General features: G+C 69.3%; 20 protein-coding genes and 2 pseudogenes. 11 read left to right on the top strand and 11 right to left on the bottom strand.

Annotated elements, in window-relative coordinates; genetic code table 11:
- Nucleotides 1-8: 8 nt before the first annotated feature.
- Genes iolD through iolC form a run of 4 tightly spaced genes read right to left on the bottom strand, consistent with a single transcriptional unit; the run spans nt 9 to nt 4,756 of the window.
- Nucleotides 9-1,916 (bottom strand): 3D-(3,5/4)-trihydroxycyclohexane-1,2-dione acylhydrolase (decyclizing), encoded by a 1,908-nt coding sequence (gene iolD, locus F0344_RS23630; RefSeq protein WP_185300704.1) that lies wholly within the window; start codon nt 1,914-1,916, stop codon nt 9-11.
- A complete protein-coding gene (iolB, locus tag F0344_RS23625; RefSeq protein ID WP_374940113.1) occupies nt 1,913-2,827 on the bottom strand; it encodes a 5-deoxy-glucuronate isomerase in 915 nt (304 codons plus the stop codon). Before iolB ends, iolD begins: the two co-directional genes overlap by 4 nt.
- 28 nt (nt 2,828-2,855) lie before the next feature.
- Nucleotides 2,856-3,743, bottom strand: a complete 888-nt coding sequence (locus tag F0344_RS23620; RefSeq protein WP_185300702.1) for a Cgl0159 family (beta/alpha)8-fold protein — start codon at nt 3,741-3,743, stop codon at nt 2,856-2,858.
- The gene (iolC, locus tag F0344_RS23615) at nt 3,740-4,756 is read right to left on the bottom strand and encodes a 5-dehydro-2-deoxygluconokinase (protein WP_185300701.1); all 1,017 of its coding nucleotides are present in this window, start codon (nt 4,754-4,756) and stop codon (nt 3,740-3,742) included. The genes F0344_RS23620 and iolC overlap by 4 nt, the downstream gene beginning before the upstream one ends.
- Nucleotides 4,757-4,898: 142 nt before the next feature.
- Between iolC and F0344_RS23610 the strand changes: the two genes are divergently transcribed.
- Both F0344_RS23610 and F0344_RS23605 read left to right on the top strand, forming a co-directional pair.
- Nucleotides 4,899-5,897, top strand: a complete 999-nt coding sequence (locus F0344_RS23610) for a sugar phosphate isomerase/epimerase family protein (protein ID WP_185300700.1) — start codon at nt 4,899-4,901, stop codon at nt 5,895-5,897.
- A 197-nt stretch (nt 5,898-6,094) separates the two neighbouring features.
- Entirely contained in the window at nt 6,095-6,292 is a 198-nt protein-coding gene (locus F0344_RS23605) for a helix-turn-helix transcriptional regulator (RefSeq protein ID WP_185300699.1), read from the top strand.
- Between the two features lie 21 nt (nt 6,293-6,313).
- On the opposite strand, the pseudogene F0344_RS23600 reads toward F0344_RS23605, so the two are convergent.
- Together F0344_RS23600 and F0344_RS23595 are read right to left on the bottom strand one after the other, a co-directional pair.
- Nucleotides 6,314-6,586: pseudogene (locus F0344_RS23600) on the bottom strand (alcohol dehydrogenase catalytic domain-containing protein); the annotation flags it as partial.
- Nucleotides 6,587-6,683: 97 nt separating this feature from the next.
- Nucleotides 6,684-9,029 carry an MMPL family transporter gene (locus F0344_RS23595; RefSeq protein WP_185300698.1) on the bottom strand — a complete coding sequence of 782 codons (2,346 nt, stop codon included), beginning with the start codon at nt 9,027-9,029 and terminating at the stop codon, nt 6,684-6,686.
- 299 nt (nt 9,030-9,328) lie between these two features.
- Between F0344_RS23595 and F0344_RS23590 the strand changes: the two genes are divergently transcribed.
- The 3 genes from F0344_RS23590 to F0344_RS23580 all read left to right on the top strand — a co-directional run bounded on the left by F0344_RS23590 (nt 9,329) and on the right by F0344_RS23580 (nt 13,044).
- Nucleotides 9,329-10,039 (top strand): TetR/AcrR family transcriptional regulator, encoded by a 711-nt coding sequence (locus tag F0344_RS23590; protein WP_185302853.1) that lies wholly within the window; start codon nt 9,329-9,331, stop codon nt 10,037-10,039.
- Between the two features lie 176 nt (nt 10,040-10,215).
- Nucleotides 10,216-10,524, top strand: coding sequence for a heavy-metal-associated domain-containing protein (locus F0344_RS23585; protein WP_185300697.1), 309 nt, complete (start codon nt 10,216-10,218; stop codon nt 10,522-10,524).
- 174 nt (nt 10,525-10,698) lie between these two features.
- A complete protein-coding gene (locus F0344_RS23580; RefSeq protein WP_185300696.1) occupies nt 10,699-13,044 on the top strand; it encodes a heavy metal translocating P-type ATPase in 2,346 nt (781 codons plus the stop codon).
- Between the two features lie 533 nt (nt 13,045-13,577).
- On the opposite strand, the gene F0344_RS23575 is transcribed toward F0344_RS23580, so the two are convergent.
- Complete coding sequence (locus F0344_RS23575) at nt 13,578-14,876, bottom strand: citrate synthase (protein ID WP_185300695.1); 1,299 nt, start codon at nt 14,874-14,876, stop codon at nt 13,578-13,580.
- A gap of 218 nt (nt 14,877-15,094) precedes the next feature.
- Nucleotides 15,095-17,317 (bottom strand): annotated as a pseudogene (recD2, locus tag F0344_RS23570) (SF1B family DNA helicase RecD2); the annotation flags it as partial.
- Here recD2 and F0344_RS36045 point away from each other — a divergent pair.
- From F0344_RS36045 to F0344_RS23555, 4 genes are all read left to right on the top strand, one after another.
- On the top strand, nt 17,316-17,441 hold the full coding sequence (locus F0344_RS36045; protein ID WP_258050071.1) for a hypothetical protein: 126 nt from the start codon (nt 17,316-17,318) through the stop codon (nt 17,439-17,441). The pseudogene recD2 and the gene F0344_RS36045 overlap by 2 nt on opposite strands.
- A 22-nt stretch (nt 17,442-17,463) precedes the next feature.
- On the top strand, nt 17,464-17,763 hold the full coding sequence (locus F0344_RS23565; RefSeq protein ID WP_185300694.1) for a hypothetical protein: 300 nt from the start codon (nt 17,464-17,466) through the stop codon (nt 17,761-17,763).
- On the top strand, nt 17,760-18,230 hold the full coding sequence (locus F0344_RS23560; protein ID WP_185300693.1) for a hypothetical protein: 471 nt from the start codon (nt 17,760-17,762) through the stop codon (nt 18,228-18,230). The genes F0344_RS23565 and F0344_RS23560 overlap by 4 nt, the downstream gene beginning before the upstream one ends.
- A 117-nt stretch (nt 18,231-18,347) precedes the next feature.
- Complete coding sequence (locus F0344_RS23555; RefSeq protein WP_185300692.1) at nt 18,348-18,872, top strand: hypothetical protein; 525 nt, start codon at nt 18,348-18,350, stop codon at nt 18,870-18,872.
- A gap of 10 nt (nt 18,873-18,882) precedes the next feature.
- Here F0344_RS23555 and F0344_RS23550 read toward each other — a convergent pair whose 3' ends face one another.
- The 3 genes from F0344_RS23550 to F0344_RS23540 form a co-directional block, all read right to left on the bottom strand.
- Nucleotides 18,883-19,536, bottom strand: a complete 654-nt coding sequence (locus F0344_RS23550; RefSeq protein WP_185300691.1) for a hypothetical protein — start codon at nt 19,534-19,536, stop codon at nt 18,883-18,885.
- Nucleotides 19,537-19,629: 93 nt separating this feature from the next.
- The gene (locus F0344_RS23545; RefSeq protein WP_185300690.1) at nt 19,630-19,983 is read right to left on the bottom strand and encodes a hypothetical protein; all 354 of its coding nucleotides are present in this window, start codon (nt 19,981-19,983) and stop codon (nt 19,630-19,632) included.
- On the bottom strand, nt 19,980-20,324 hold the full coding sequence (locus tag F0344_RS23540; RefSeq protein WP_308460986.1) for a hypothetical protein: 345 nt from the start codon (nt 20,322-20,324) through the stop codon (nt 19,980-19,982). Before F0344_RS23540 ends, F0344_RS23545 begins: the two co-directional genes overlap by 4 nt.
- Before the next feature lie 187 nt (nt 20,325-20,511).
- Between F0344_RS23540 and F0344_RS23535 the strand changes: the two genes are divergently transcribed.
- Both F0344_RS23535 and F0344_RS23530 read left to right on the top strand, forming a co-directional pair.
- Entirely contained in the window at nt 20,512-21,336 is an 825-nt protein-coding gene (locus tag F0344_RS23535) for a helix-turn-helix domain-containing protein (protein ID WP_185302851.1), read from the top strand.
- Nucleotides 21,323-21,547, top strand: a complete 225-nt coding sequence (locus F0344_RS23530; protein WP_185300689.1) for a DUF397 domain-containing protein — start codon at nt 21,323-21,325, stop codon at nt 21,545-21,547. Before F0344_RS23535 ends, F0344_RS23530 begins: the two co-directional genes overlap by 14 nt.
- The last annotated feature ends 31 nt before the right edge of the window (nt 21,548-21,578 follow it).

Raw genomic sequence — 21,578 nt, 5'->3', positions numbered from 1 at the left:
GTGCTCCTTCAGAGGTGGCGGCGTCGGGCTGCGACGTGGCGTTCGTACTCTTCTCTGGCCTTGACCGCCGACGGGCGGGTCGCGGTTTCGGCTACCGGAACATCCCACCACGCCTGTGCCGGAGGGGGCCCCGACACAGTGTCTGCCGTTTCGGTCTCGACGTAGACACAAGTGGGACGGTCCGCGGCACGGGCGTCGGCGAGGGCTTCGCGCAGGTCAGTCACGGTCTCGGCGCACAGGACCCGCATTCCGAGGGAGGCCGCGTTGGCCGCGAGATCGACGGGGAGCGGCGGCCCGGTGAAGGTTCCGTCGGCCGCCCGGTGCCGGTAGGCCGTACCGAAGCGCTCACCCCCGACGGACTCGGACAGGCCCCCGATGGAGGCGTAGCCGTGGTTCTGGAGGATGACGACCTTGATGGGCAGCCCTTCCTGCACCGCGGTGACGATCTCGGTGGGGTTCATGAGATACGTACCGTCGCCGACGAGTGCCCAGACGGGACGGCCGGGGGCGGCGAGCTGGACTCCGATCGCGGCGGGGATCTCGTATCCCATGCAGGAGTAGCCGTACTCGACGTGGTACTGGTCGGCGGAGCGGGTCCGCCAGAGTTTGTGCAGGTCGCCGGGGAGCGAACCGGCGGCGTTGATCAGGATGTCGTCCTCGGTGACCAGGGAGTCGAGTACGCCGAGGACCTGGGCCTGGGTGGGGCGCGCCGACGGGTCCGCCGGGGTGCAGGCGGCGGTGACCCGCTCCTCCCACCGGGTTTTGGCCGCGCCGTATCCGGCTTCGTAGGCGGCGTCGACGCGGTAGGGAGCCGCGTCCAGGGCGCCGTGCAGGGCTTCGAGTGCCGCGCGGGCGTCGGCGAGCACGGTCAGCGCGGAGAGTTTGTGCGCGTCGAAGGCGCCGATGTTGATGTTGAGGAAGCGGGCCGTGGGGGCGAAGAGCGTCGAGGAGGCGGTGGTGAAGTCGCTGTAGCGGGTGCCGACGCCGATCACCAGGTCGGCCGCGCGGGCGAGCTCGTCGGCGGTGGCGGTGCCGGTGTGTCCGATGCCGCCGACGTCGCAGGGGTGGTCATGGGGCAGGGAGCCCTTGCCCGCCTGCGTGGAGGCGACGGGGATGCCGGTCGCCTCCACGTAGGCGCGCAGCGCCGCCTGGGCGCCGCTGTGGCGGACACCGCCGCCCGCGACGACGAGCGGGCGGGTGCTTTCCCTGATCGCAGCGGCCGCCGCGTCCAGTTCACGCTCTTCGGGACGGGGCCGGCGGACGTGCCAGACCCGCTCCCGGAAGAACTCCTCCGGCCAGTCGAACGCCTCCGCCTGCACGTCCTGCGGCAGCGCCAGGGTCACGGCGCCGGTGGCCGTCGGGTCGGTGAGGACGCGCATCGCGGCGAGGGCGGCGGGGATGAGCGCCTCGGGGCGGTTGATCCGGTCGAAATACCGGGAGACCGGCCGCAGACAGTCGTTGACGGAGACATCACCCGCGTAGGGCACTTCGAGCTGTTGCAGGACGGGGTCGGCGGGCCGGGCCGCGAAGGTGTCACCGGGGAGGAGGAGCACGGGCAGGTGGTTGACCGTCGCGAGCGCGGCGCCCGTGACGAGGTTGGTGGCACCGGGGCCGATGGAGGTGGTGACGGCCTGCGTGGAGAGCCGGCCGGACTGCCGCGCGTACCCCACGGCCGCGTGCACCATGGCCTGTTCGTTGCGGCCCTGGAGGAAGGGCATCTCGTCCGGCCCGGACTCGGTGAGCGCCTGGCCGATCCCGGCGACGTTGCCGTGGCCGAAGATGCCCCAGGTCGCGTGGATCAGGCGCTGGCGGTGGCCGTCGCGCTCGGTGTACTGGCGGGCGAGGAAGGCGACGAGGGCCTGGGCGGTCGTCAGCCGCCGGACACCCGGTCCGGTTCCGCCGGGTGCGGGTGTCATCGGGAGGCCTCCGGACCGTAGAGGGGGAGCCTGGGGTCGACGGGCCGGCCCGGCCAGGTGTCACGGATCCAGCTGTGGTCGGGGTGGTCGCGGATCAGCCATTCGCGCTGCTCCCCCGGCCCCGCCATCACGTTCAGGTAGTAGAGGGTGCGGCCGGGCGGGGCGATGGACGGGCCGTGCCAGCCGTCGGGGATGAGGACGGCGTCGCCGGTACGCACTTCGGCGAGGACGTCCGTACCGCCGGGCCGCGACGGTGACACCCGGTGGTAGGCGAGGTCGTCCTCCTCCACCTCGAAGTAGTAGATCTCTTCGAGCACGGACTCGGCTCCGGGGTGGTGCTCGTCGTGCTTGTGCGGCGGATACGAGGACCAGTTGCCCCCCGGGGTGAGGACCTCCACCGCGATGAGACGGTCGCAGTCGAAGGTGTCGGCGGCGGCGAAGTTGTTCACCTGCCGGGAGCAGTTCCCGGTGCCGCGCAGCTCGACGGGTACCTCCGGCGCGGGGCCGTAGCGAGCGGGGAGTAGTCGCTCGCACTTCGCTCCTGCCAGGGCGAAACGGCCTCCTGCGCCGGAGGCGATCTGTGCGTGGGCGTCACGCGGTAGGTACGCGAAATCGCTCACCCCGCTGAACACGCTTTCTCTGCCCAGCAGTTCAAAGATCTCACCTGCCGTGTGCACCGTACAGCCACCCGTCAACGGCAAAATGATCCATTCACTCTCCCCGGTTACCAGGGTGTGAACACCACCCGGCTCCAGTTCGAGCACACGCAGGCTCGACCGGTCCCATCCGGCCCCCTCCGGGTCGATATCGAGCGCGTAGGCGTCGCTCCCCGCACTTCCGGCCGGAAGGTGATGGCGGTGGGTGCGGTGGGTGCGGTGTCTCCGCCGGTCCTCGTTCGTCGTCATCTCCATGTCCTTTCCATGCCCTTTCCACGCCCTCCTAGAGCAGTGCCACGGCCGTGTCGACCGCCCCGGCCACATCACCGTCGGCCGGATAGAGCAAGGAACGGCCCACCACGAGCCCCTGGACGGACGGCAGCCGCAGCGCGCCGCGCCACTTCTCGTACGCGCCGTCGAGATCGCCACCGACCTCACCGCCGAGCAGCACCGCCGGCAGGGTGGAGGTCTCCATCACCTGGCCCATGTCCTCGGGATCGTCCGTGACGGGCACCTTGAGCCAGGTGTACGCGGAGGTGCCCGCCAGCCCCGATGCGATGGCGATGGAGAGGGTGACGGCGGGCGCCCCCAGGTCGTTGCGGAGCCGGCCGCCGACGCGTCGGCAGAGGAACGGCTCGACGAAGACCGGCAGTTGGTGCGCCGCCATGTCGTCGATGGTGCGGGCCGTGGTGTGCAGGGTGTCGAGGGAGCCCGGGTCGTCGTAGTCGATGCGGAGGAGCAGTTTGCCCGCGTCGAAGTTGAGCCTGGCCAGATCGGTGGGGCGGTGGCCGGTGAACCGGTCGTCCAGCTCGAAGGAGGCGCCCGCGAGCCCGCCGCGGTTCATGGAACCGATGACTACCTTGCCCTCCAGGGCTCCGAGCAGCAGCAGGTCGTCGAGGATGTCGGCGGTGGCGAGAACCCCGTCGACGCCGGGCCGGGAGAGGGCGAGGCAGAGCCGTTCGAGGAGCTCGAAGCGGTTGGCCATGGCGAGACCGTCGTCACCGACGGCGAGGGAGCCGCGGGCCGGATGGTCCGCGGCGATGATCATCAGTCGGCCGCCGGGCGGGACGAGGGGCCGTCGGCGGCGCCGGGCGGCGGCTTCGGCGACGGCCTCCGGGTGGTGCACCCGCAGCCGGACGAGTTCGGAGGCGGAGGAGGCGGCGGGCGTCATGGGGTCGCTCCGGTCGTGATGACGGCGCCGTCGGCCAGGGCCTGTTCGACCTCTGCCGGATACGGCATCGCGGACGAGCAGGCCAGGCGGGAGGCGACGAGAGCCCCGGCCGCGTTCGCGTACCGCATGGTGTGCTCGGTCGTCCATCCGGCGAGCAGCCCGTGGCAGAGCGCCCCGCCGAAGGAGTCCCCCGCGCCCAGTCCGTTGACGACGTCCACGGGCAGGGGCGGCACGTCGGCCGTGGTGCCGTCGCGATGCACGGCCAGGACCCCCTTGGGGCCCTGTTTGACGACGGCCAGTTCGACTCCGGCCGCGAGCAGGGCGCGCGCGGCCGCGTACGGTTCGCGCTCGCCGGTGGCGATCTCGCACTCGTCGAGATTGCCGACGGCCACGGTGGCGTGGGCGAGCGCTTCGCGGTACCTCTCCGGTGCCACGGTGCTGTGGTCACCGCCGTCCCAGAACATGGGCCGCCAGTCGAGATCGAAGACGGTGACGGCGGCCGGGCCACCGCCGGCCCGATGCGCGGCGAGGGCTTCGCTCCGGGCCCGGAGCGCGGCCAGGGTGGCCGTGCGGCTCGGTTCGGCGCAGAGTCCGGTGCCCGTCATCCAGAACACCCGGGCGGCACGGATCGCGTCCAGGTCCAGTTCCGCGCCATGGATCTCCAGGTCGGGCGCCTGGGGCTGCCGGTAGAAGTAGAGGGGAAAGTCATCCGGCGGGAAGATCTCGCAGAAGGTGACGGGGGTGGGGTACTCCTCGACGGCCGTCACCCACCGGTCGTCCACGCCGAACTCCCTCAACTGCTCCCGGAGATAGCTGCCGAAGGGATCCCGGCCGGTCCGGGTGATCACGGCTGTACGCCGGCCGAGGCGAGCCGCCGCCACGGCGACGTTGGTCGGCGAACCGCCGAGGAACTTTCCGAAGGTCTCGACACGGGCGAGCGGCACCCCGGTCTGCAAGGGGTAGATGTCCACGCCGATCCGCCCCATGGTGATCACGTCGTACGGCTCAGGCATACGCATCCCTTCACGCCACGGTTCGACCGCGGCCGGACGGCTGGTCCCAGGTCTAGCCCTCCCCCGGGACCCTGTCAACATTTTGTCCGGACATTCGGACGAACTCTTGACACTCCTCGGCGAGGACCGGAGGGTGGGCGATATGACCTCCTCCGTACCCTCTCCGGCCCGCATCCGTATCGGCTCGGCACCTGATTCGTGGGGGGTGTGGTTCCCCGACGACGAGCGGCAGGTTCCCTGGCAGCGCTTCCTCGACGAGGTCTCCGAGGCCGGCTACGAGTGGATCGAGCTCGGACCGTACGGCTACCTCCCCGTCGACCCGGCCCGGCTGACGGAGGAGACCCAGCGCCGCGGGCTCCAGGTCTCGGCGGGCACCGTCTTCACCGGATTGCACCACGGCCCCGCGGTCTGGGACCGGACCTGGGCACATGTCGCGGACATCGCCGCCCTCACCCGGGCCATGGGCGCGGACCACCTGGTGGTCATCCCGTCGTTCTGGCGCGACGACAAGACCGGCGAGGTCCTGGAGGACCGCACGCTCACGGCCGCGCAGTGGCGTGATCTGACCGCCCAGACGGAGCGGCTCGGCCGCGAGGTCCAGGACCGGTACGGGCTGCGCATCGTCGTGCACCCGCACGCCGATACCCACATCGACACCGAGGAGAACGTCAGCCGCTTCCTCGACGCCACCGACCCCGGCCTCGTCTCGCTGTGCCTGGACACCGGCCACTACGCGTACTGCGGAGGGGACAGCGTCAAGCTCATCGAGACCTACGGCGAGCGCATCGGCTATCTGCACCTCAAGCAGGTCGATCCCGCGATCCTCGCGGAAGTCGTCGCCGGCGAGGTGCCGTTCGGCCCGGCCGTGGCCCGCGGAGTGATGTGCGAACCGCCGCACGGAGTCCCGGCACTGGAACCGGTCCTGGAGGCGGCCCGCACGCTCGACGTCGATATGTTCGCGATCGTCGAACAGGACATGTACCCCTGCGCGCCCGACAAGCCGCTCCCGATCGCCCGCCGCACCCGGGAATTCCTCCGCTCCTGCGGAACGCCCGGGGACGCCCGCAGGCCTCGCGACCCTGGCAGCCCTGGCAGCCCTGGCAGCCCTCGCAGCCCCCGAGATTTCCGAGGTACCCATTAACCTCGTTCTGTCACAACTGTCACCCCCTTGTCACGCTTGTCTCCGTTACGCGGGTCTTCCGTCACAGGCGCCCGACATCCCTCCCCGCTCGTCACTCTGCGTCGTTGACCAAGCGCAGTCCGAGTGATCGTCAGCGTTCATGCCGCGCATCCCCCGACGGCTCCCCGCCGCCGCTGCGGTACAGAGAGGTGTCACCTATGACGGACAGAAGTCTCTGGTCCTACAAGGACATTGCCGCGCACATCCAGGTGCAGCCCGACACCATCCGCTCGTATCGCAAGCACGGTCTGCTGCCACCTCCCGATCATGTGGAGAACGGCAAGCCCTACTGGTACGCGGACACGGTCCGCGCCTGGGTCGCCTCACGCCCCGGCAACCGCGGCCGACGCGGCTGACCGGATCCGCCCCCACCACCGTCCACAGGCACAGACGAAGGGCACCGTCACCCGGTCTCCCGGCCGCCAGTCGGCGACGTCGCGGCCCACTTCCTCGACCACGCCAGCCAGTTCGTGCCCGGGGACGTGCGGGAGGGTGATGTCCGGGTCGTGACCCATCCAGCCGTGCCAGTCGCTGCGGCACAGTCCGGTGGCCTCGACCCGGACCACCACTCCCTGGGCGGAGGGAGCGGGGTCGGCCACGTCCCTCAGCCGGGCTTCCTGCCCGAATTCCTCGAACACCACTGCCCGCATCGGATCCGCCCTCTCTCGTCCGGCGCCTCGTCCGGCGCCTCGTCCGTGGTCCCGGTGGCTCCGCCCGTCGCCCGTCCGGCGCTCGGAGGCGCCGAATCTACGCGTCGCTGCCGATCTTGTCCCGCTTCTCCATGGACTCGGATATCCCCCGCGCTTCCGCTTCCTGCACCTCTCCCGAGGCGGAAGGAGCGCCCGGGGAAAGGGGCGTCGGCGCCGATTCGCCTTCGCTCACCCCGAACCGTCGGTGGAAGGCCCGCAGCGGCGCCGGAGCCCACCAGGTGGCACGGCCCATCAGCTTCATCACCGAGGGCACCAGAAGGCTGCGGACCACCATGGCGTCCATGAGCACCGCCAGCGCGATTCCCAGCCCCAGCATCTTGGTGTTGGTCACCCGTGAGGTGCCGATCGCGACCATCACCACGGCCAGGATCACCGCGGCCGCGGTGATCAGCCCGCCGGTGTGCCGGAGCCCGAAGATCACCGCGTGCTCGTGGTCGCCACTGCGGTCGTACTCCTCCTTGATGCGGGAGATCAAGAAGACGCCGTAGTCCATGGAGAGTCCGAAGGCGACGCAGAACATCAGTACCGGCAGTGTCGTTTCGATGTCACCGGTGCTCGTGAAGGAGAGCAGCCCGGACAGATTCCCGTCCTGGAAGACCCAGACCACCGCACCGAACATCGCGGTCAGGCTCAGCGCGTTCAGCGCGACCGCCTGGAGCGGAATCAGCACGCTGCCGGTGAGCAGGAAGACCAGCAGCAGGGTCACCACGACGATGATGCCCACCGCCCAGGGCAGCCGGTCCGCGATGGCGTCCTTCGAGTCCACGAGGACGGCCGCCGCGCCGGACACCGAGGTGTCGAAGGGCGCGGGCACGGCCCGGAGATCCTCGACGAGGCGCTGGGCCTCCTCTCCCACCATCTCCCCTTCCGGCAGCACGCTGAAGTAGGCGTACGTGCCGGAGACGACCGGGCCGTCGACCCGCAGGACGCCGGGGAGTCCGGCGATGTCGCCGCGCAGTGCGGCGTACTGGTCAGGGGTCGCCTGCCCCGTCGCGAGGAGTTCGAGACCGCCGCCGGGGCTGCCAGGGAAGCCCTCCCGGATGTGCTCCTGCACGACCCGGGACTCGGCTGTCTCGGGCAGTTGCCGGTCGTCCGCCGTACCGAACTGCACGCCGAGGAACGGCAGACCGAGCAGGACGAGCCCGGCCGTGGTGACACCGGCGAAGAGGGGAGCCCTGCGCATCACCAGTGCCGCGAGCCGCCCCCATCCCTTGCCCGGACCGTCAGGACCATCAGAACGGCCAGAACCGTCAGATCGGACCGGACCATCCGAACCGGCCGAGCCCAGGGGCTCGTCGGCCGACTGAGTGTTCCGGGTGCGGCGGCGCAGCAGCTTGCGCAGGTCCAGGGAGTTGACCCGGGGGCCGAGCAGCATCAGTGCGGCCGGCAGCAGGATCAGCGCGGCGGCCGCGGCCAGCAGCACGACGGCGATTCCGGCATAGGCGAAGGAGCGCAGGAAGTACTGCGGGAAGACCAGCATCGCGGCGAGGGACACCGCCACGGTCAGCGCGGAGAAGAGCACCGTACGCCCCGCCGTCCGCAGGGTGGCGCCCACCGCGGTCCTGGGGTCGGACCCGGTGGCCAGCTCCTCGCGGAACCGGCGCACGATGAAGAGGGCGTAGTCGATGGCGAGTCCGAGCCCAAGGGCTGTGGTGAGGTTCTGCGCGAAGACCGAGACATCGGTGAACTCCGTGAGACCGCGCAGGACGGCGTTGGTGCCGATGATCGCCACGATCCCGACGCCCAGGGGCAGCAGGGCGGCGATCGCACTGCCGAAGACCATGACCAGCAGGACCAGCGTCACCGGCAGAGCGATGAGCTCGGCCCGCAGGAGGTCCTCCTCGATGATCGTCTGCATCTCGTGGCGCACGGCGACGGGCCCGCCCACGGAGACCTCCACCGGACCGTGCTCCCCCTGGAACGCCGGAGCTATCCGGTCGAGGATCTTGCCCGCGGCCGTTTCGTCGCCCTCGATCCGGGCCGCGATGATCGCTTCGTGCCCGTCCTCCGAGCGCAGCGCGGGCGTCTTGGCCTGCCAGTACGAACCGACACCCGTGATCCCCTCCTCCCCTGCCAGGCGCTCGGTGAGCCGGGCGGCCTCCCCAGCCACCGCCGGGTCGTCGACGGAGGCGTCGCCGCCGTTGATCAGCAGCAGCAGATTGGGCTGGGAAGCGGGGAACTCGTGCTCCAGCACCTCGGTCGTATAGGCCGACTCGGCATCGGGAGCCTCCCAGCCTCCGCTGCCCATCCGCTCGGCCACCCCGCTGCCCGCGAACACGGCGAGAGCCGTGATCACAAGGGCCGCGAGCAGCGCGAACCGGGGGCGTGCGGTGACGAGGCGGGTCCAGCCGCCGACACGCCTCGGACTGTTGACTTCGGACATGGTGCGGTGTCCCCTTCACCGAGACCCGGGCAGCACAGGGCAGCATGGGTCGGTCGTTGCCACTTACACTGGCAAACACGAGTGAGCGCTCGCGTTTCTTTAGAATGCGAGTGAGCGCTCGCGTTTGTCAACCGCACCATGAGAGCTGGGGATAGACCGTGTCGGATGCCGGAGCCGGGAAAGGCATCGAGCCCACACCAGTCGACAGGGCCGCACCTCTCGACGAGGCCGCGCACGCCGACGAGGCCGCGCACGCCGACGAGGCCGCGCACGCCGCCAAGGCGGCGCGCCCCGCGACAGTGAGCGGCACAAAGAGCGGCACAAAGAGGGAAGGCGACTCCAAGGCGGGCAGCAGCCCTGGCGCCACCCGTCCGCGCCGCCGCCAGGCCCGCGGCGAAGCCCGTATCGCCCAGCTTCTCGACGCCGCCGCCGACGTGTTCTCCAGCACCGGCTACACCGCGGCCAGCACCAACGCCATCGCCCGCGAGGCAGGCGTCTCACCGGGGACGCTGTATCAGTTCTTCCCGAACAAGGAGGCCATCGCCATCGAGCTGGGCGACCGGCTCCTCAACCGTTGGCAGGAGACCTACGGCGCCGCCTTCGTGCTCAGCCACATCGAGCTTCCGCTCGACGAGATGCTCGACGCCATCCTCGACCCGCTGATCACCTTCAACGTCGAGAACCCGGCCTTCAGCGTCCTGATGCACGGCTCGGAGATCCCCGGCGTAATCACCCAGGAACACGACACCGTCCACGCCACGATGCTCACCCGCGTCGAGTCGATCCTCGCCGGCTACCTCACCGAGCTCCCCGCCGGCCAGGTCAGCCGCATCGCGAACATGGCCTTCGTCATCTTCAAGACCGGACTCGACCTGATCATGGCCCACGAGGGTGACGAACGGGACGCGTACGTCAAGGAACTCAAAACAATCCTGTTCCGCTATCTGGAACCGCTGGTCGGCGCATCGGCACTCCCTGACTCCGCGTGCCCGAAAAGTTGTGAAGCATAGGATTTGGGCACCTGGGAGCCGCGCCACGGGAGCCCGTGCGAACTGGACCGCCCCAGAGACCCCGGGACTCGCTTCCATACCCCCTAGGGGTATAGTGTGAGCAAGTGAGGGCGCACCGGCCCTGCCGGAGTTCCCGTACGTCACGCCAAGCCGTGTTTGCCGAAGAGGAGAACGCCATGACCGCCGAGACCGAGACCCCCCAGGCCGCCACCGGCTCCTGCTGCTCGCCCACCGGCTCCTGCCACGACAGCGCGGCCGACGCCGGGACCGGCGCCGTCACCACGGTGTACGAGGTCAAGGGGATGACCTGCGGCCACTGCGAAGGCGCCGTCTCCGAGGAGATCTCCGGAATCGCCGGGGTCACCTCCGTGAAGGCGGTCGCCTCCACCGGGCTGGTGACCGTGGCCTCCCAGGCGCCGCTGGACGAGGAGGCGGTACGCGCCGCCGTCGACGAGGCGGGCTACGAGCTCGTCGGCCGCGCCTGAGACTCCGCCGAGTCCCACCGCGCGGCGCCATCGCACCACCGCGCGGCACATTCGCGCCACCGCGCCGTCGCACCACCGCGCCGTCGCACACCATCGCTCCACGCCATCGGGCCGGAACCCACCAGCAGATACTGGAAGGGTACGGCCCGATTCGCGTGACCCAGGAGTTCGGACATGGTCAGCACCACGACAGCCGATATCCCGGCTGCGGAATCCTCCGAGACCGAGCTCGCGATCGGAGGCATGACCTGCGCCTCGTGCGCGGCCCGCATCGAGAAGAAGCTCAACCGGATGGACGGTGTCACCGCCACCGTCAACTACGCGACCGAGAAGGCCCGGATCTCCTTCGGCGCGGATACCGAGGTGGCGGACCTCGTCGCCGTGGTCGAGAAGACCGGCTACACGGCCCTTCCCGTACCCCGCGCGGCCCCGGCGCCACCACCGTCGGCCGCATGGGAGGCGGAAGCGGAGGCGTCGGACCAGGCCGGAGCAGTCGCGGGAGCCGGGGAAGCCAGAGCAGTCGGGGAAGCCGCGGAAACCGGCTCCCCCGCTTCCCCCGACGCACTCCGGCAGCGCCTTCTCGTCTCGGCCGTGCTCTCCCTGCCCGTCGTCCTGCTCGCCATGGTCCCGGCCCTCCAGTTCGACAACTGGCCCTGGCTCTCCCTCACGCTCGCCGCCCCCGTCGTCGTCTGGGGCGGGCTGCCGTTCCACCGCGCCACCTGGACCAACCTCCGGCACGGCGCGGCCACCATGGACACCCTCGTCTCGATCGGCACCCTCGCCGCGTTCGGCTGGTCGCTGTGGGCCCTGTTCTTCGGGGACGCGGGAATGCCCGGCATGCGGCACGGCTTCGATCTCACCGTCTCGCGCGCCGACGCCGCATCGACGATCTATCTGGAGGTCGCGTCGGGGGTCATCACGTTCATCCTGCTGGGCCGCTATCTGGAGGCGCGTTCCAAGCGGAAGGCCGGTTCGGCACTGCGCGCGCTGATGCATCTCGGCGCCAAGGACGTCGCCGTGCTCAGGGACGGTACGGAGGTACGCGTCCCGGTCGGCCGGCTCGTCGTCGGGGACCGCTTCCTGGTCCGGCCCGGCGAGAAGATCGCCACCGACGGCACGGTCGTCGAGGGCTCGTCGGCGGTCGACGCCTCGATGCTCACCGGCGAGTCCGTCCCCGTCGACGTGACCCTGGGCGACCCGGTCACCGGGGCCACCCTCAACGCGGGCGGCCGGCTCGTCGTCGAAGCCACCCGGGTCGGCGCCGACACCCAGCTCGCCAGGATGGCCAAGCTCGTCGAGGACGCCCAGAACGGCAAGGCCGCCGCCCAGCGCCTCGCCGACCGCATCTCCGCGGTCTTCGTGCCCGTGGTGCTTCTGCTCGCCCTGGGCACCCTCGTCACGTGGCTCCTGCTCACGGACGACGCCACGGCCGCGTTCACCGCCGCCGTCGCCGTACTGATCATCGCCTGCCCCTGCGCCCTCGGACTCGCCACACCCACCGCCCTCATGGTCGGCACGGGACGCGGCGCCCAGCTCGGCATCCTCATCAGAGGCCCCGAAGTCCTGGAGACCACCCGCCGCGTCGACACGATCGTCCTCGACAAGACCGGCACCGTCACCACCGGCCGCATGACCCTCCTCACCGTCCACACCGCCCAAGGCACCACCGAAACCGACGTCCTGCGCCTCGCGGGCGCCCTCGAACACGCCTCCGAACACCCCATCGCCCAAGCCGTCGCCACAGGCGCACTCCAGCGCACCGGCGCACCCCTCCCCACTGCCGAAGACTTCATCAACGCCCCCGGCCTTGGCGTCCGTGGCACCGTCGAAGGCCACCAGGTACTGGCCGGTCGCCCGAAACTGCTCAGCGACGCCGGGATCGAGCTGCCGCGCGGCCTGGCCGCCGCGATGACGGCAGCGGCGGAGCAGGGCCGTACGGCGATCGCGGTGGCTTGGGACGGCGAGGCCCGCGCGGTCCTCGAAGTCGCCGACGCGATCAAGGACAGCAGCGCGGCGGCCGTCGCGGAACTGCGCGCCCTGGGCCTGCGGCCCGTGCTCCTCACCGGGGACAACCGGGCAGTGGCGGACGCCGTCGCCCGTGCGACCGGGATCGACGAGGTCTACGCCGAGGTGCTCCCCGAGGAGAAGGTGGACGTGATCCGCAGGCTCCAGGCGGAGGGCCGTTCGGTCGCCATGGTCGGCGACGGCGTCAACGACGCCGCCGCGCTCGCCACCGCCGACCTCGGCCTGGCGATGGGCACGGGCACGGACGCCGCGATCGAGGCGAGCGACCTGACACTCGTTCGTGGAGATCTCAAGGTTGCCGCCGACGCCATCCGGCTCTCCCGCCGCACACTCGCCACCATCAGGGGCAACCTCTTCTGGGCGTTCGGTTACAACGTGGCCGCCCTGCCACTCGCCGCGTTCGGCCTGCTCAACCCCATGATCGCGGGCGCGGCCATGGCTTTTTCGTCCGTCTTCGTGGTGACGAACAGCCTCCGCTTGCGCTCCTTCACGTAATTTCCACAACGAGATCTAGATCACACTGCTTTTGGGGTAACCATCTGAGGGGTTCGAGGGTCTTAGAGTGCGATGCCAAGGACGTCTTGGGGGACGTCCGACGGAGTGTCTTGGGGGACACTCCTGGCCAGCGTTGGCCGGGGCACGTGCACCGGGGAGCTTGAGCGGCCCTCCCGTACGTACCCCGGCGGAACGCGGGCGGCATCCGAACCGAACACGTACGACCAGCGCGACAACCGGAGCTTCGGCTTCGCACAGACGCCCGGCCGGATCCCGTGGGGGGAATCCGCTCCGGGACAAGGGAAGCGCCCTGTACGTCGACCCGTGGGGGGATCGGCGGCGGGGCGCTTCTCGCTTTCTCCCCGCCGTACGTACGGGCGCCACTCGCCCCCCGCGCACCCCTGAAACGCCGAATCGCCCCGGACACCGCGCTCTGTGCGAAAGCGCGGTACGCGGGGCGAAGACAGACGGCCCGGGGGAGGGCCAGGTGCGGCAGAGTCAGTCGTACCGGAAAGCTCCGCGGAGGATCGGGGTCAGCGACCCTCGACCGGGACGAAGTCGCGCAGGACCTCGCCGGTGTAGATCTGGCGCGGGCGGCCGATGCGCGATCCCGGCTCCTTGATCATCTCGTGCCACTGGGCGATCCAGCCCGGCAGCCGTCCGATCGCGAAGAGCACGGTGAACATCTCGCTCGGGAAGCCCATGGCCCGGTAGATCAGGCCGGTGTAGAAGTCCACGTTCGGGTAGAGGTTGCGCGAGACGAAGTACTCGTCGGAGAGCGCGTGCTCCTCCAGCTTGAGCGCGATGTCCAGCAGCTCGTCGGACTTGCCGAGCGAGGACAGCACGTCGTGCGCCGCAGCCTTGATGATCTTGGCGCGCGGGTCGAAGGACTTGTACACCCGGTGGCCGAAGCCCATCAGGCGGACGCCGTCCTCCTTGTTCTTGACCTTCTGGATGAAGGAGTCGACGTCGCCGCCGTTGGCCTGGATGCCTTCCAGCATCTCCAGCACCGACTGGTTGGCGCCACCGTGCAGAGGGCCCCACAGCGCCGAGATGCCGGCGGAGATCGAGGCGAACATGTTCGCCTGCGAGGAGCCGACGAGACGCACAGTGGAGGTCGAACAGTTCTGCTCGTGGTCCGCGTGCAGGATGAGCAGCTTCTCCAGCGCCGAGACGACGACCGGGTCCGGCACGTACTCCTGGGCCGGGACCGAGAACGTCATCCGCAGGAAGTTCTCGACGTAGCCGAGGTCGTTGCGCGGGTAGACGAACGGGTGACCGATCGACTTCTTGTACGCGTACGCGGCGATCGTCGGGAGCTTGGCCAGCAGCCGGATCGTCGAGAGGTGGCGCTGCTCCTCGTCGAACGGGTTGTGGCTGTCCTGGTAGAACGTGGACAGCGCGCTGACGACCGAGGACAGCATGGCCATCGGGTGCGCGTCGCGCGGGAAGCCGTCGAAGAACCGCTTGACGTCCTCGTGCAGCAGCGTGTGCTGGGTGATCTCGTTCTTGAAGTCCGACAGCTCGTCGGCCTTGGGAAGCTCACCGTTGATCAGCGTGTAGGCCACCTCAAGGAAGGTCGACTCCTCGGCCAGCTGCTCGATCGGGTAGCCGCGGTACCGCAGGATGCCCTGCTCACCGTCGAGGTAGGTGATGGCGGACTTGTACGCGGCGGTGTTGCCGTATCCGCTGTCCAGCGTCACCAGGCCGGTATTGGCCCGGAGCTTCCCGATGTCGAAGCCCTTGTCGCCGACGGCGCTGTCGATCACCGGGTAGGTGTACTCGTCATCGCCGTACCGCAGTACTACAGCATTGTTGGTCTGCTCGCTCACGTCATCCCTCACCGACGTAGTGCCTCTTCTTCGAGGTGCCCTGACTGTCTTCCACCCTCCCCCATTTGGCTCAGGAGAGTGCACTCGGGGTCGTCCATTGGACCTACTGGCGGCACTGAGTGCCGCCAACTTACTCATCCTGCCCCCTCCCATCCGGTTCCGGAAGCCCTCCGTGATGTTTCCCACCGATTTGATCGATCATTTTTGTGCGCGGTCTGCGCGAAGTCTTCGACGGGGCCGCCCCGCAGCCGGAAATCCAGCCCCGTACAGCGTCTGCCTGCGGAAACCGTGCGGACCGCCTGCCCGATGGCCTTGCGCGACCCGACCAGCACGACCAGCTTCTTCGCCCTGGTCACAGCCGTGTAGAGCAGATTCCGCTGGAGCATCATCCAGGCGCTGGTGGTGACGGGGATGACGACCGCCGGGTACTCGCTGCCCTGGGAGCGATGGATGGTCATGGCGTAGGCGTGGGCCAGCTCGTCGAGCTCGTCGAAATCGTACGGAATCTCCTCGTCCTCGTCCGTGAGGACCGTCAGCTTCTGCTCGTCCACGTCGAGGGAGGTGACGACGCCGACCGTGCCGTTGAAGACGCCGTTCTCCCCCTTCTCGTAGTTGTTGCGGATCTGCGTGACCTTGTCGCCCACCCGGAAGACCCGGCCGCCGAACCGCTTCTCGGGCAGGTCCGGGCGGCCCGGCGTGATCGCCTGCTGAAGCAGGCCGTTGAGATGACCCGCACCGGCGGGGCCCCGGTGCATCGGAGCGAGAACCTGCACGTCACGGCGGGGATTGAGGCCGAACTTGGCGGGGATCCGGCGGGCCGCGACGTCCACCGCGAGCACACCAGCGTCCTCGGTCTCGTCCTCCACGAAGAGGAAGAAGTCGGACAGCCCCTGGGTCAGGGGCGGCAGACCGGAGTTGATCCGGTGGGCGTTGGTGACGACGCCCGACTGCTGGGCCTGCCGGAAGATCGTCGTCAGCCGGACGGCCGGCACCGGGCTTCCCTCGGAGAGCAGATCGCGCAGCACCTCCCCCGCGCCGACGGAGGGAAGCTGGTCGACGTCACCCACCAGCAGGAGGTGTGCACCGGGTGCCACCGCCTTCACGAGCTTGTTGGCGAGCAGCAGATCGAGCATCGACGCCTCGTCGACGACGACGAGGTCGGCGTCGAGCGGACGGTCCCTGTCGTACGCCGCGTCCCCGCCCGGCTTCAGTTCGAGCAGCCGGTGCACGGTGGACGCCTCGGCGCCGGTCAGCTCCGAGAGCCGTTTCGCCGCGCGCCCGGTGGGGGCCGCCAGCACGACCTTCGCCTTACGGGCCCGGGCCAGCTCGACCACGGACCTGACGGTGAACGACTTGCCGCAGCCGGGGCCGCCGGTGAGGACGGAGACCTTCCGGCTGAGCGCGAGCCGGACGGCCGCCTCCTGCTCGGGGGCGAGCTTGGCCCCCGTGCGCTGCGCCAGCCAGGCCAGCGCCTTGTCCCAGTCCACGTCCTGGAAGGACGGCATCCGGTCCTCCGGCGTCCGCAGCAGCCGCTGCACCTGCGCGGCGAGGGCGATCTCGGCGCGGTGGAAGGGCACCAGGTACACGGCGGTGACCGGCTGTCCGTCCTCGGGCCCCGGCACCTTCTCCCGTACGACACCCTCCGGGTCCTCCGCCAGCTCGGCGAGGCAGTCGATGACCAGTCCCGTATCGACCTGGAGCAGTTTCACGGCGTCCGCGATGAGCCGCTCCTCGGGGAGGAAGCAGTGCCCCTGGTCGGTCGACTGCGACAGGGCGTACTGCAGGCCGGCCTTGACCCGCTCCGGGCTGTCGTGGGGGATGCCGACGGCCTGGGCGATCTTGTCGGCGGTGAGGAAGCCGATGCCCCAGACGTCGGCGGCCAGCCGGTAGGGCTGGTTCTTCACGACGGAGATCGAGGCGTCCTCGTACTTCTTGTAGATGCGGACGGCGATGGAGGTGGAGACGCCGACGCTCTGGAGGAAGACCATGACCTCCTTGATCGCCTTCTGCTCCTCCCAGGCCACGGCGATCATCTTCGTCCGCTTCGGGCCGAGTCCCGGGACCTCGACCAGCCGCTTCGGCTCCTGCTCGATGATGTCGAGGGTGTCGACGCCGAAGTGGGTGGTGATGCGGTCCGCCATGACGGGGCCGATGCCCTTGATCAGCCCGGAGCCGAGGTAGCGGCGGATGCCCTGGATGGTGGCGGGCAGGATCGTCGTGTAGTTCTCGACGGTGAACTGCTTGCCGAACTGCGGATGGGAGCCCCAGCGCCCCTCCATCCGCAGGGACTCGCCGGGCTGCGCCCCGAGCAGCGAACCGACCACCGTGAGGAGGTCGTTGGCGCCACGCCCTGTGTCGACGCGAGCGACGGTGTACCCGTTCTCCTCGTTGACGTAGGTGATCCGCTCAAGTACGCCTTCGAGAACGGCCGTGTTCGGCATGGACGATGTCGTGGAGGGCGTCGTGGAGGACCTGGTGGACATGCCCGTGACGGTACCGGGCGGGGCTGACATCGAGTGGGCTGCGCCGGAAGCCGACCTGCGCCGAACCCGAGGCATCGCGTAACACTCAGTGTTACGGTGGCGGTATGGCAACCGAGCGCTTTTCGATCAGTATGTCGGCCGAGGTCCGCGACCGAATCAGAGAGCACGCGGCGGACGCCGGACTCGATGTCTCCACGTTCCTCACGATCGCCGCCCAAGCGCAGATGGACCAGCAGGATCGCGTCAGGAGGATCTTCAAGCCGTTCGAGGAGGCCCGCGCGGAGGCCGAAGAACAAGCAGGCACCGGCACGTGGGCGGGCGACGAAATCGAACCGACCAGGGAAGAACGGGCGGAGATCGAAGCAATCCTCGGCCGGCCCTCCCGCGACGAGGCCGCCGCGTGACCGTCGTCGTCTACGACACCGGGATGCTGATGGCGCTGGTGAGCCAGGACCGCCGGGCACACATCCTGCACAAGGGCTTCGTCGCAGCCGGTGGACACCAGCCCATCGTCCCCGGCCCCGCCCTTTCCCAGGCCTGGCGAACAAGCCCGAAGACCGCCTACGCATGGAAGCGCCTTCTCGCCGAGGTCGTCGTATACCCCGGAGCCAGGACCCGCTCCCCCTTGGACCAGACGCCCCGTTGCCTTCCCTGTGCGGGGGGAATGGCCATCGAGGACTGGAAAACGATCGGCGACATGATCGGTGCTGCCGTGCTTCCTCCCAAGAAACGTCCCGACCCGGTGGATGCGCTGGCCGTCTTCGTCGCCGCCGCACACGGCGGAGGCGCCGTGCTGACCTCCGACGCCGACGACATCGAGGCATACGCAGCCATACTGCCCGGAGCCGATGTCTCGGCCGTGGGTATCTGACCCGAGAGTCCGCCGGATGGCTCGGGGCCGCGTCCCCCGTTGACCGGGTGAGGCGATGTGGCGGGCGGCGAAGCAGTCCGTGCCTGCCTTGTCATAGGCCGTGGATACCCTGCCGGAATGAGTAACGCGACGTGGGACGCCCTGGCAGCGACACCCCTCCCTGCAGTGCGGCGCCGTGCGACCGTCATGGACCGGCTCGCCGAGGTCGAACCGGTGACGGTGCCCGGCGCACACCGGCTGGCCTGGAACGACCGCGGCGGTCAGTCCGCGGTCTGGTACTTCGCGGAAGACGGCCGTGTACTGCTGCTGACGTTCGACCACGAGTCGGATCTGAATCTGTACGCCGAGGAGGATTTCGCCCTCCAGGAGTCCCTCTACGACGGCGTCCCCGAATCACTCGTCGCCCTGGTCCGCGACCGTCCCGAGAACTACGAGTCGCTGAACCTCACGGACTCCGCGACGGGCCGGACGATTCACTACGCGGGCGGCGTGTTCTGGTACGACGGCACGCACTGGCACGTGTCCGAGGGCCTGGCGGAGTACTGCCGCAGCAAGGACGCGGACCTCTTCGCCGAGTCCGGCTTCGACTACTGCCTGCGCGGCTACCGCTTCGGCCAGGACTTCGCCCCGGAGAACTCGTAGCGAACCTTGCCTACTCGTCGAGTACGTGCGCCATGGCGAGGGCGATGCGGTCGATCCAGTTGATCGCGTCCGTCACGTCGGGCTCGGTGATGGGGCGCCGCTGCTTGAGGTCCCCGGCCACCAGATCCGCGTCGTGCGCGATCTTGTTGCGGCGGGTGGTGATGCTCATGAACTGCGCCTTCAGCGTCTTGTCCGTGTACGCGGTGCGACCGCCCTGCCAGCTGTTGATCTGCGCGGCTGCGCCCTGCCAGATGTTCTTCTCCGTCACGAGCCTCAGTACATCGGAGATGGCGCGCGGATTCTGGAGTGAGGCGTTGCCCCACCTCTCCTTGACGTGCTCGACGACCACGTCGGCAAGCGTGACATCACCACGCTGCACGGCCTCGACCCGGTGCAGAGGGATCTCGTAGTTGCGGAGCTGGAGTGGCATCTCAGGGCTGTCCTTGGCGGCCAGTTCGGCCACGCGTCGGAAGAGCTCCTCGTGGAACCAGTGGTCGATGGCCGCCACGGCCTGCACCCATGCGGCACGGTAGAAGTCGTCGACATCGACCGTCCCCGGCTGGAACGGGGCCAGATACCGCCCCGCGTCCACCATCTTGCGGGCGTAGGCGAGGTTCGTGGTGAACGCCTCGAACTGGCTGGTGTTCGGCCTGGGAATGGCCATCCGGTAAGCCCCCGTACTGTCACATGTTCGCTGAGCTGAGCTGCGTGAACAGGTTTGGTGACAGTCCGGGGGCTCGTCAAGCAAGTGACCGACTCACCGGTTGTCCCTGTCCGGTTCTCGATGTTGCGGCCAGTTCCTGTCCGGATCGCGTCCCGTCGCGCTCAACCGCGAACCCCGGCTCTCCGCGACCCGCACGACCTCCCGCAACGACTCACTCAACCGGCTGGCGAGGAAGTGGAGTTCCACCCCCGTGACCTTCCGGTCCGCAAGGAGGTCGGCCGCGTGGCCGAGCAGGTCTCCCGCCATGCCGAGCTGGACACTCTCGACGCCGTCAGCCATCCGGGAGACGTAACCGGTGCCGTCACCGAGGACGTAGCACGGCTTACCCTCCGCCCCCGCCCATGGCAGCAGCCTGATCGCGTGCGAATCGCGCCTTTCCCCGTTCACGCGGCGACCTCGACTCCGTGGATGAACCGGGGTCCGACGTCCACCCCGTGCACGGCGAGCCACAGCGTTCGCCGGCGCGCACGTCGGCGTCGCTCTTCGGCAGCCATCCGGGCCGCTTCCTCGGCCAGTTGTCGCTCGTGCGCGACGAGGTAGGGACGGACGAGTGGGCTGTCTTCTCCTCGCGGGGGACGCTCACCGGTGCGGTACGCGGTCGGCCCGCCTACGTAGGGGCAGGAGTACGGATACACGTCGGTGGACAGGGTCGGCGGCCGTCGCCGCTTACCGCTTGGGAGCAGGAGCCGCAGCAGCGGCTCGAGGAGTCGGGCGATAGCGTGCGTCAATGTCAGCCTGCTTTCTCAGGGGGCCGTGCCCCCGGGCCGTTCACCGCGGCTGCGGGGGTTTCGTTCTCTCCGACGCCAAAGCCGCAGCGTTCTGTAGCGAACTCATCACAGAGTGGGGTCGGGCGTCGCTACGCTGCCAGGGGGTCGGGGATGACAGCACGTCCGTCAAGACGGGGAGTTGGAACGCATGGGGACGAAGCGAAGGGCACGCACGCCTCGGGAGAAGTACGGCGAGGAGCTGAAACTGCGGCGTATCGCGGCTGGGCTGACACAGGAGGCCCTGGGCGAGATGGTGGTCTGCTCGCCCACGCTGATCAGCCACTACGAGGCGGGCCGGCGCCTGCCGAGCCCGGAGGACGCGCGGCGGATCGACCGCGCTCTCAGCACGGACGGGTTCTTCGCCCGGTGGCTGGAGGACCTGGACACGAAGTACGCCGACCACTTCGCGGCCGTGGCCGAGCTGGAGACGCAGGCGACGCTCATCCAGCAGTTCGCGCTCTCGCTCGTGCCGGGGCTGCTCCAGACGGACGGCTATGCGCGTGCACTCTTCCAGGCGTACCGGCCCAACCACCGGCGGGAAGAGGTTGACAAGGACGTTGTCATTCGAACAGAGCGTGCCCGCGTCCTCGACGGTCCGCTGCACCCCGTTCTCTGGACGATGCTGGATGAGGCCGTACTTCGGCGGTGCGTTGGCGGACCGCAGGTCATGGCACAGCAGTTGAACAAGATCGCGGACATGGCCGAGAGCGGACGGCTACGGCTGCACGTGCTGCCATTCGGCGTGGGGGCCCACTCGCTTCAGGAGAGCCTACTGACGCTTATGAGCTTCGCTGACTCGGCGCCGGTGGCGTACGTTGAAGGCTTCCAGACAGGCAACTTGATGGACGATCCCGGCCTGGTGGCATCCAGCCGAACGGCCTACGATCTCGCCCTGAGCGACGCGTTGTCGCACCAGGAATCACTGGCCCTTGTGCGGGCGGCAGCAGAGGAACACGAACATGATCAGCAGTAGGCGAAGCGTCGCGGACTCGTCCACCATCACCGGGTGGTTCAAGTCCAGCTACAGCGGCGGCGGTCAAGGGGAGTGCCTTGAGGTCGCGGAGGGACACGCCTCCGTCCCCGTCCGCGACAGCAAGGCCCCCACCGGCCCCGCCGTCATCTTCTCCCCCGTCGGCTGGTCGTCGTTCGTCGAGGCGGTCAAGGACGGGCACCTCATTACCTGATCACACGCGCCCCGGCGAACTCGTCCTCACA

It is taken from the genome of Streptomyces finlayi (genome assembly GCF_014216315.1).
GTDB lineage: Bacteria > Actinomycetota > Actinomycetes > Streptomycetales > Streptomycetaceae > Streptomyces > Streptomyces finlayi_A.
Note: the sequence above shows the minus strand (reverse complement) of the source record. Positions and strands in the feature narration are given on the sequence as shown.

Coding starts and splice junctions, on each gene's coding strand:
- iolD (WP_185300704.1), bottom strand. CDS start 1,916: ATGACACCCGCACCCGGCGGAACCGGACCGGGTGTCCGGCGGCTGACG.
- iolB (WP_374940113.1), bottom strand. CDS start 2,827: ATGGAGATGACGACGAACGAGGACCGGCGGAGACACCGCACCCACCGC.
- F0344_RS23620 (WP_185300702.1), bottom strand. CDS start 3,743: ATGACGCCCGCCGCCTCCTCCGCCTCCGAACTCGTCCGGCTGCGGGTG.
- iolC (WP_185300701.1), bottom strand. CDS start 4,756: ATGCCTGAGCCGTACGACGTGATCACCATGGGGCGGATCGGCGTGGAC.
- F0344_RS23610 (WP_185300700.1), top strand. CDS start 4,899: ATGACCTCCTCCGTACCCTCTCCGGCCCGCATCCGTATCGGCTCGGCA.
- F0344_RS23605 (WP_185300699.1), top strand. CDS start 6,095: ATGACGGACAGAAGTCTCTGGTCCTACAAGGACATTGCCGCGCACATC.
- F0344_RS23595 (WP_185300698.1), bottom strand. CDS start 9,029: ATGTCCGAAGTCAACAGTCCGAGGCGTGTCGGCGGCTGGACCCGCCTC.
- F0344_RS23585 (WP_185300697.1), top strand. CDS start 10,216: ATGACCGCCGAGACCGAGACCCCCCAGGCCGCCACCGGCTCCTGCTGC.
- F0344_RS23580 (WP_185300696.1), top strand. CDS start 10,699: ATGGTCAGCACCACGACAGCCGATATCCCGGCTGCGGAATCCTCCGAG.
- F0344_RS36045 (WP_258050071.1), top strand. CDS start 17,316: ATGGACGATGTCGTGGAGGGCGTCGTGGAGGACCTGGTGGACATGCCC.
- F0344_RS23565 (WP_185300694.1), top strand. CDS start 17,464: ATGGCAACCGAGCGCTTTTCGATCAGTATGTCGGCCGAGGTCCGCGAC.
- F0344_RS23555 (WP_185300692.1), top strand. CDS start 18,348: ATGAGTAACGCGACGTGGGACGCCCTGGCAGCGACACCCCTCCCTGCA.
- F0344_RS23550 (WP_185300691.1), bottom strand. CDS start 19,536: ATGGCCATTCCCAGGCCGAACACCAGCCAGTTCGAGGCGTTCACCACG.
- F0344_RS23535 (WP_185302851.1), top strand. CDS start 20,512: ATGGGGACGAAGCGAAGGGCACGCACGCCTCGGGAGAAGTACGGCGAG.
- F0344_RS23530 (WP_185300689.1), top strand. CDS start 21,323: ATGATCAGCAGTAGGCGAAGCGTCGCGGACTCGTCCACCATCACCGGG.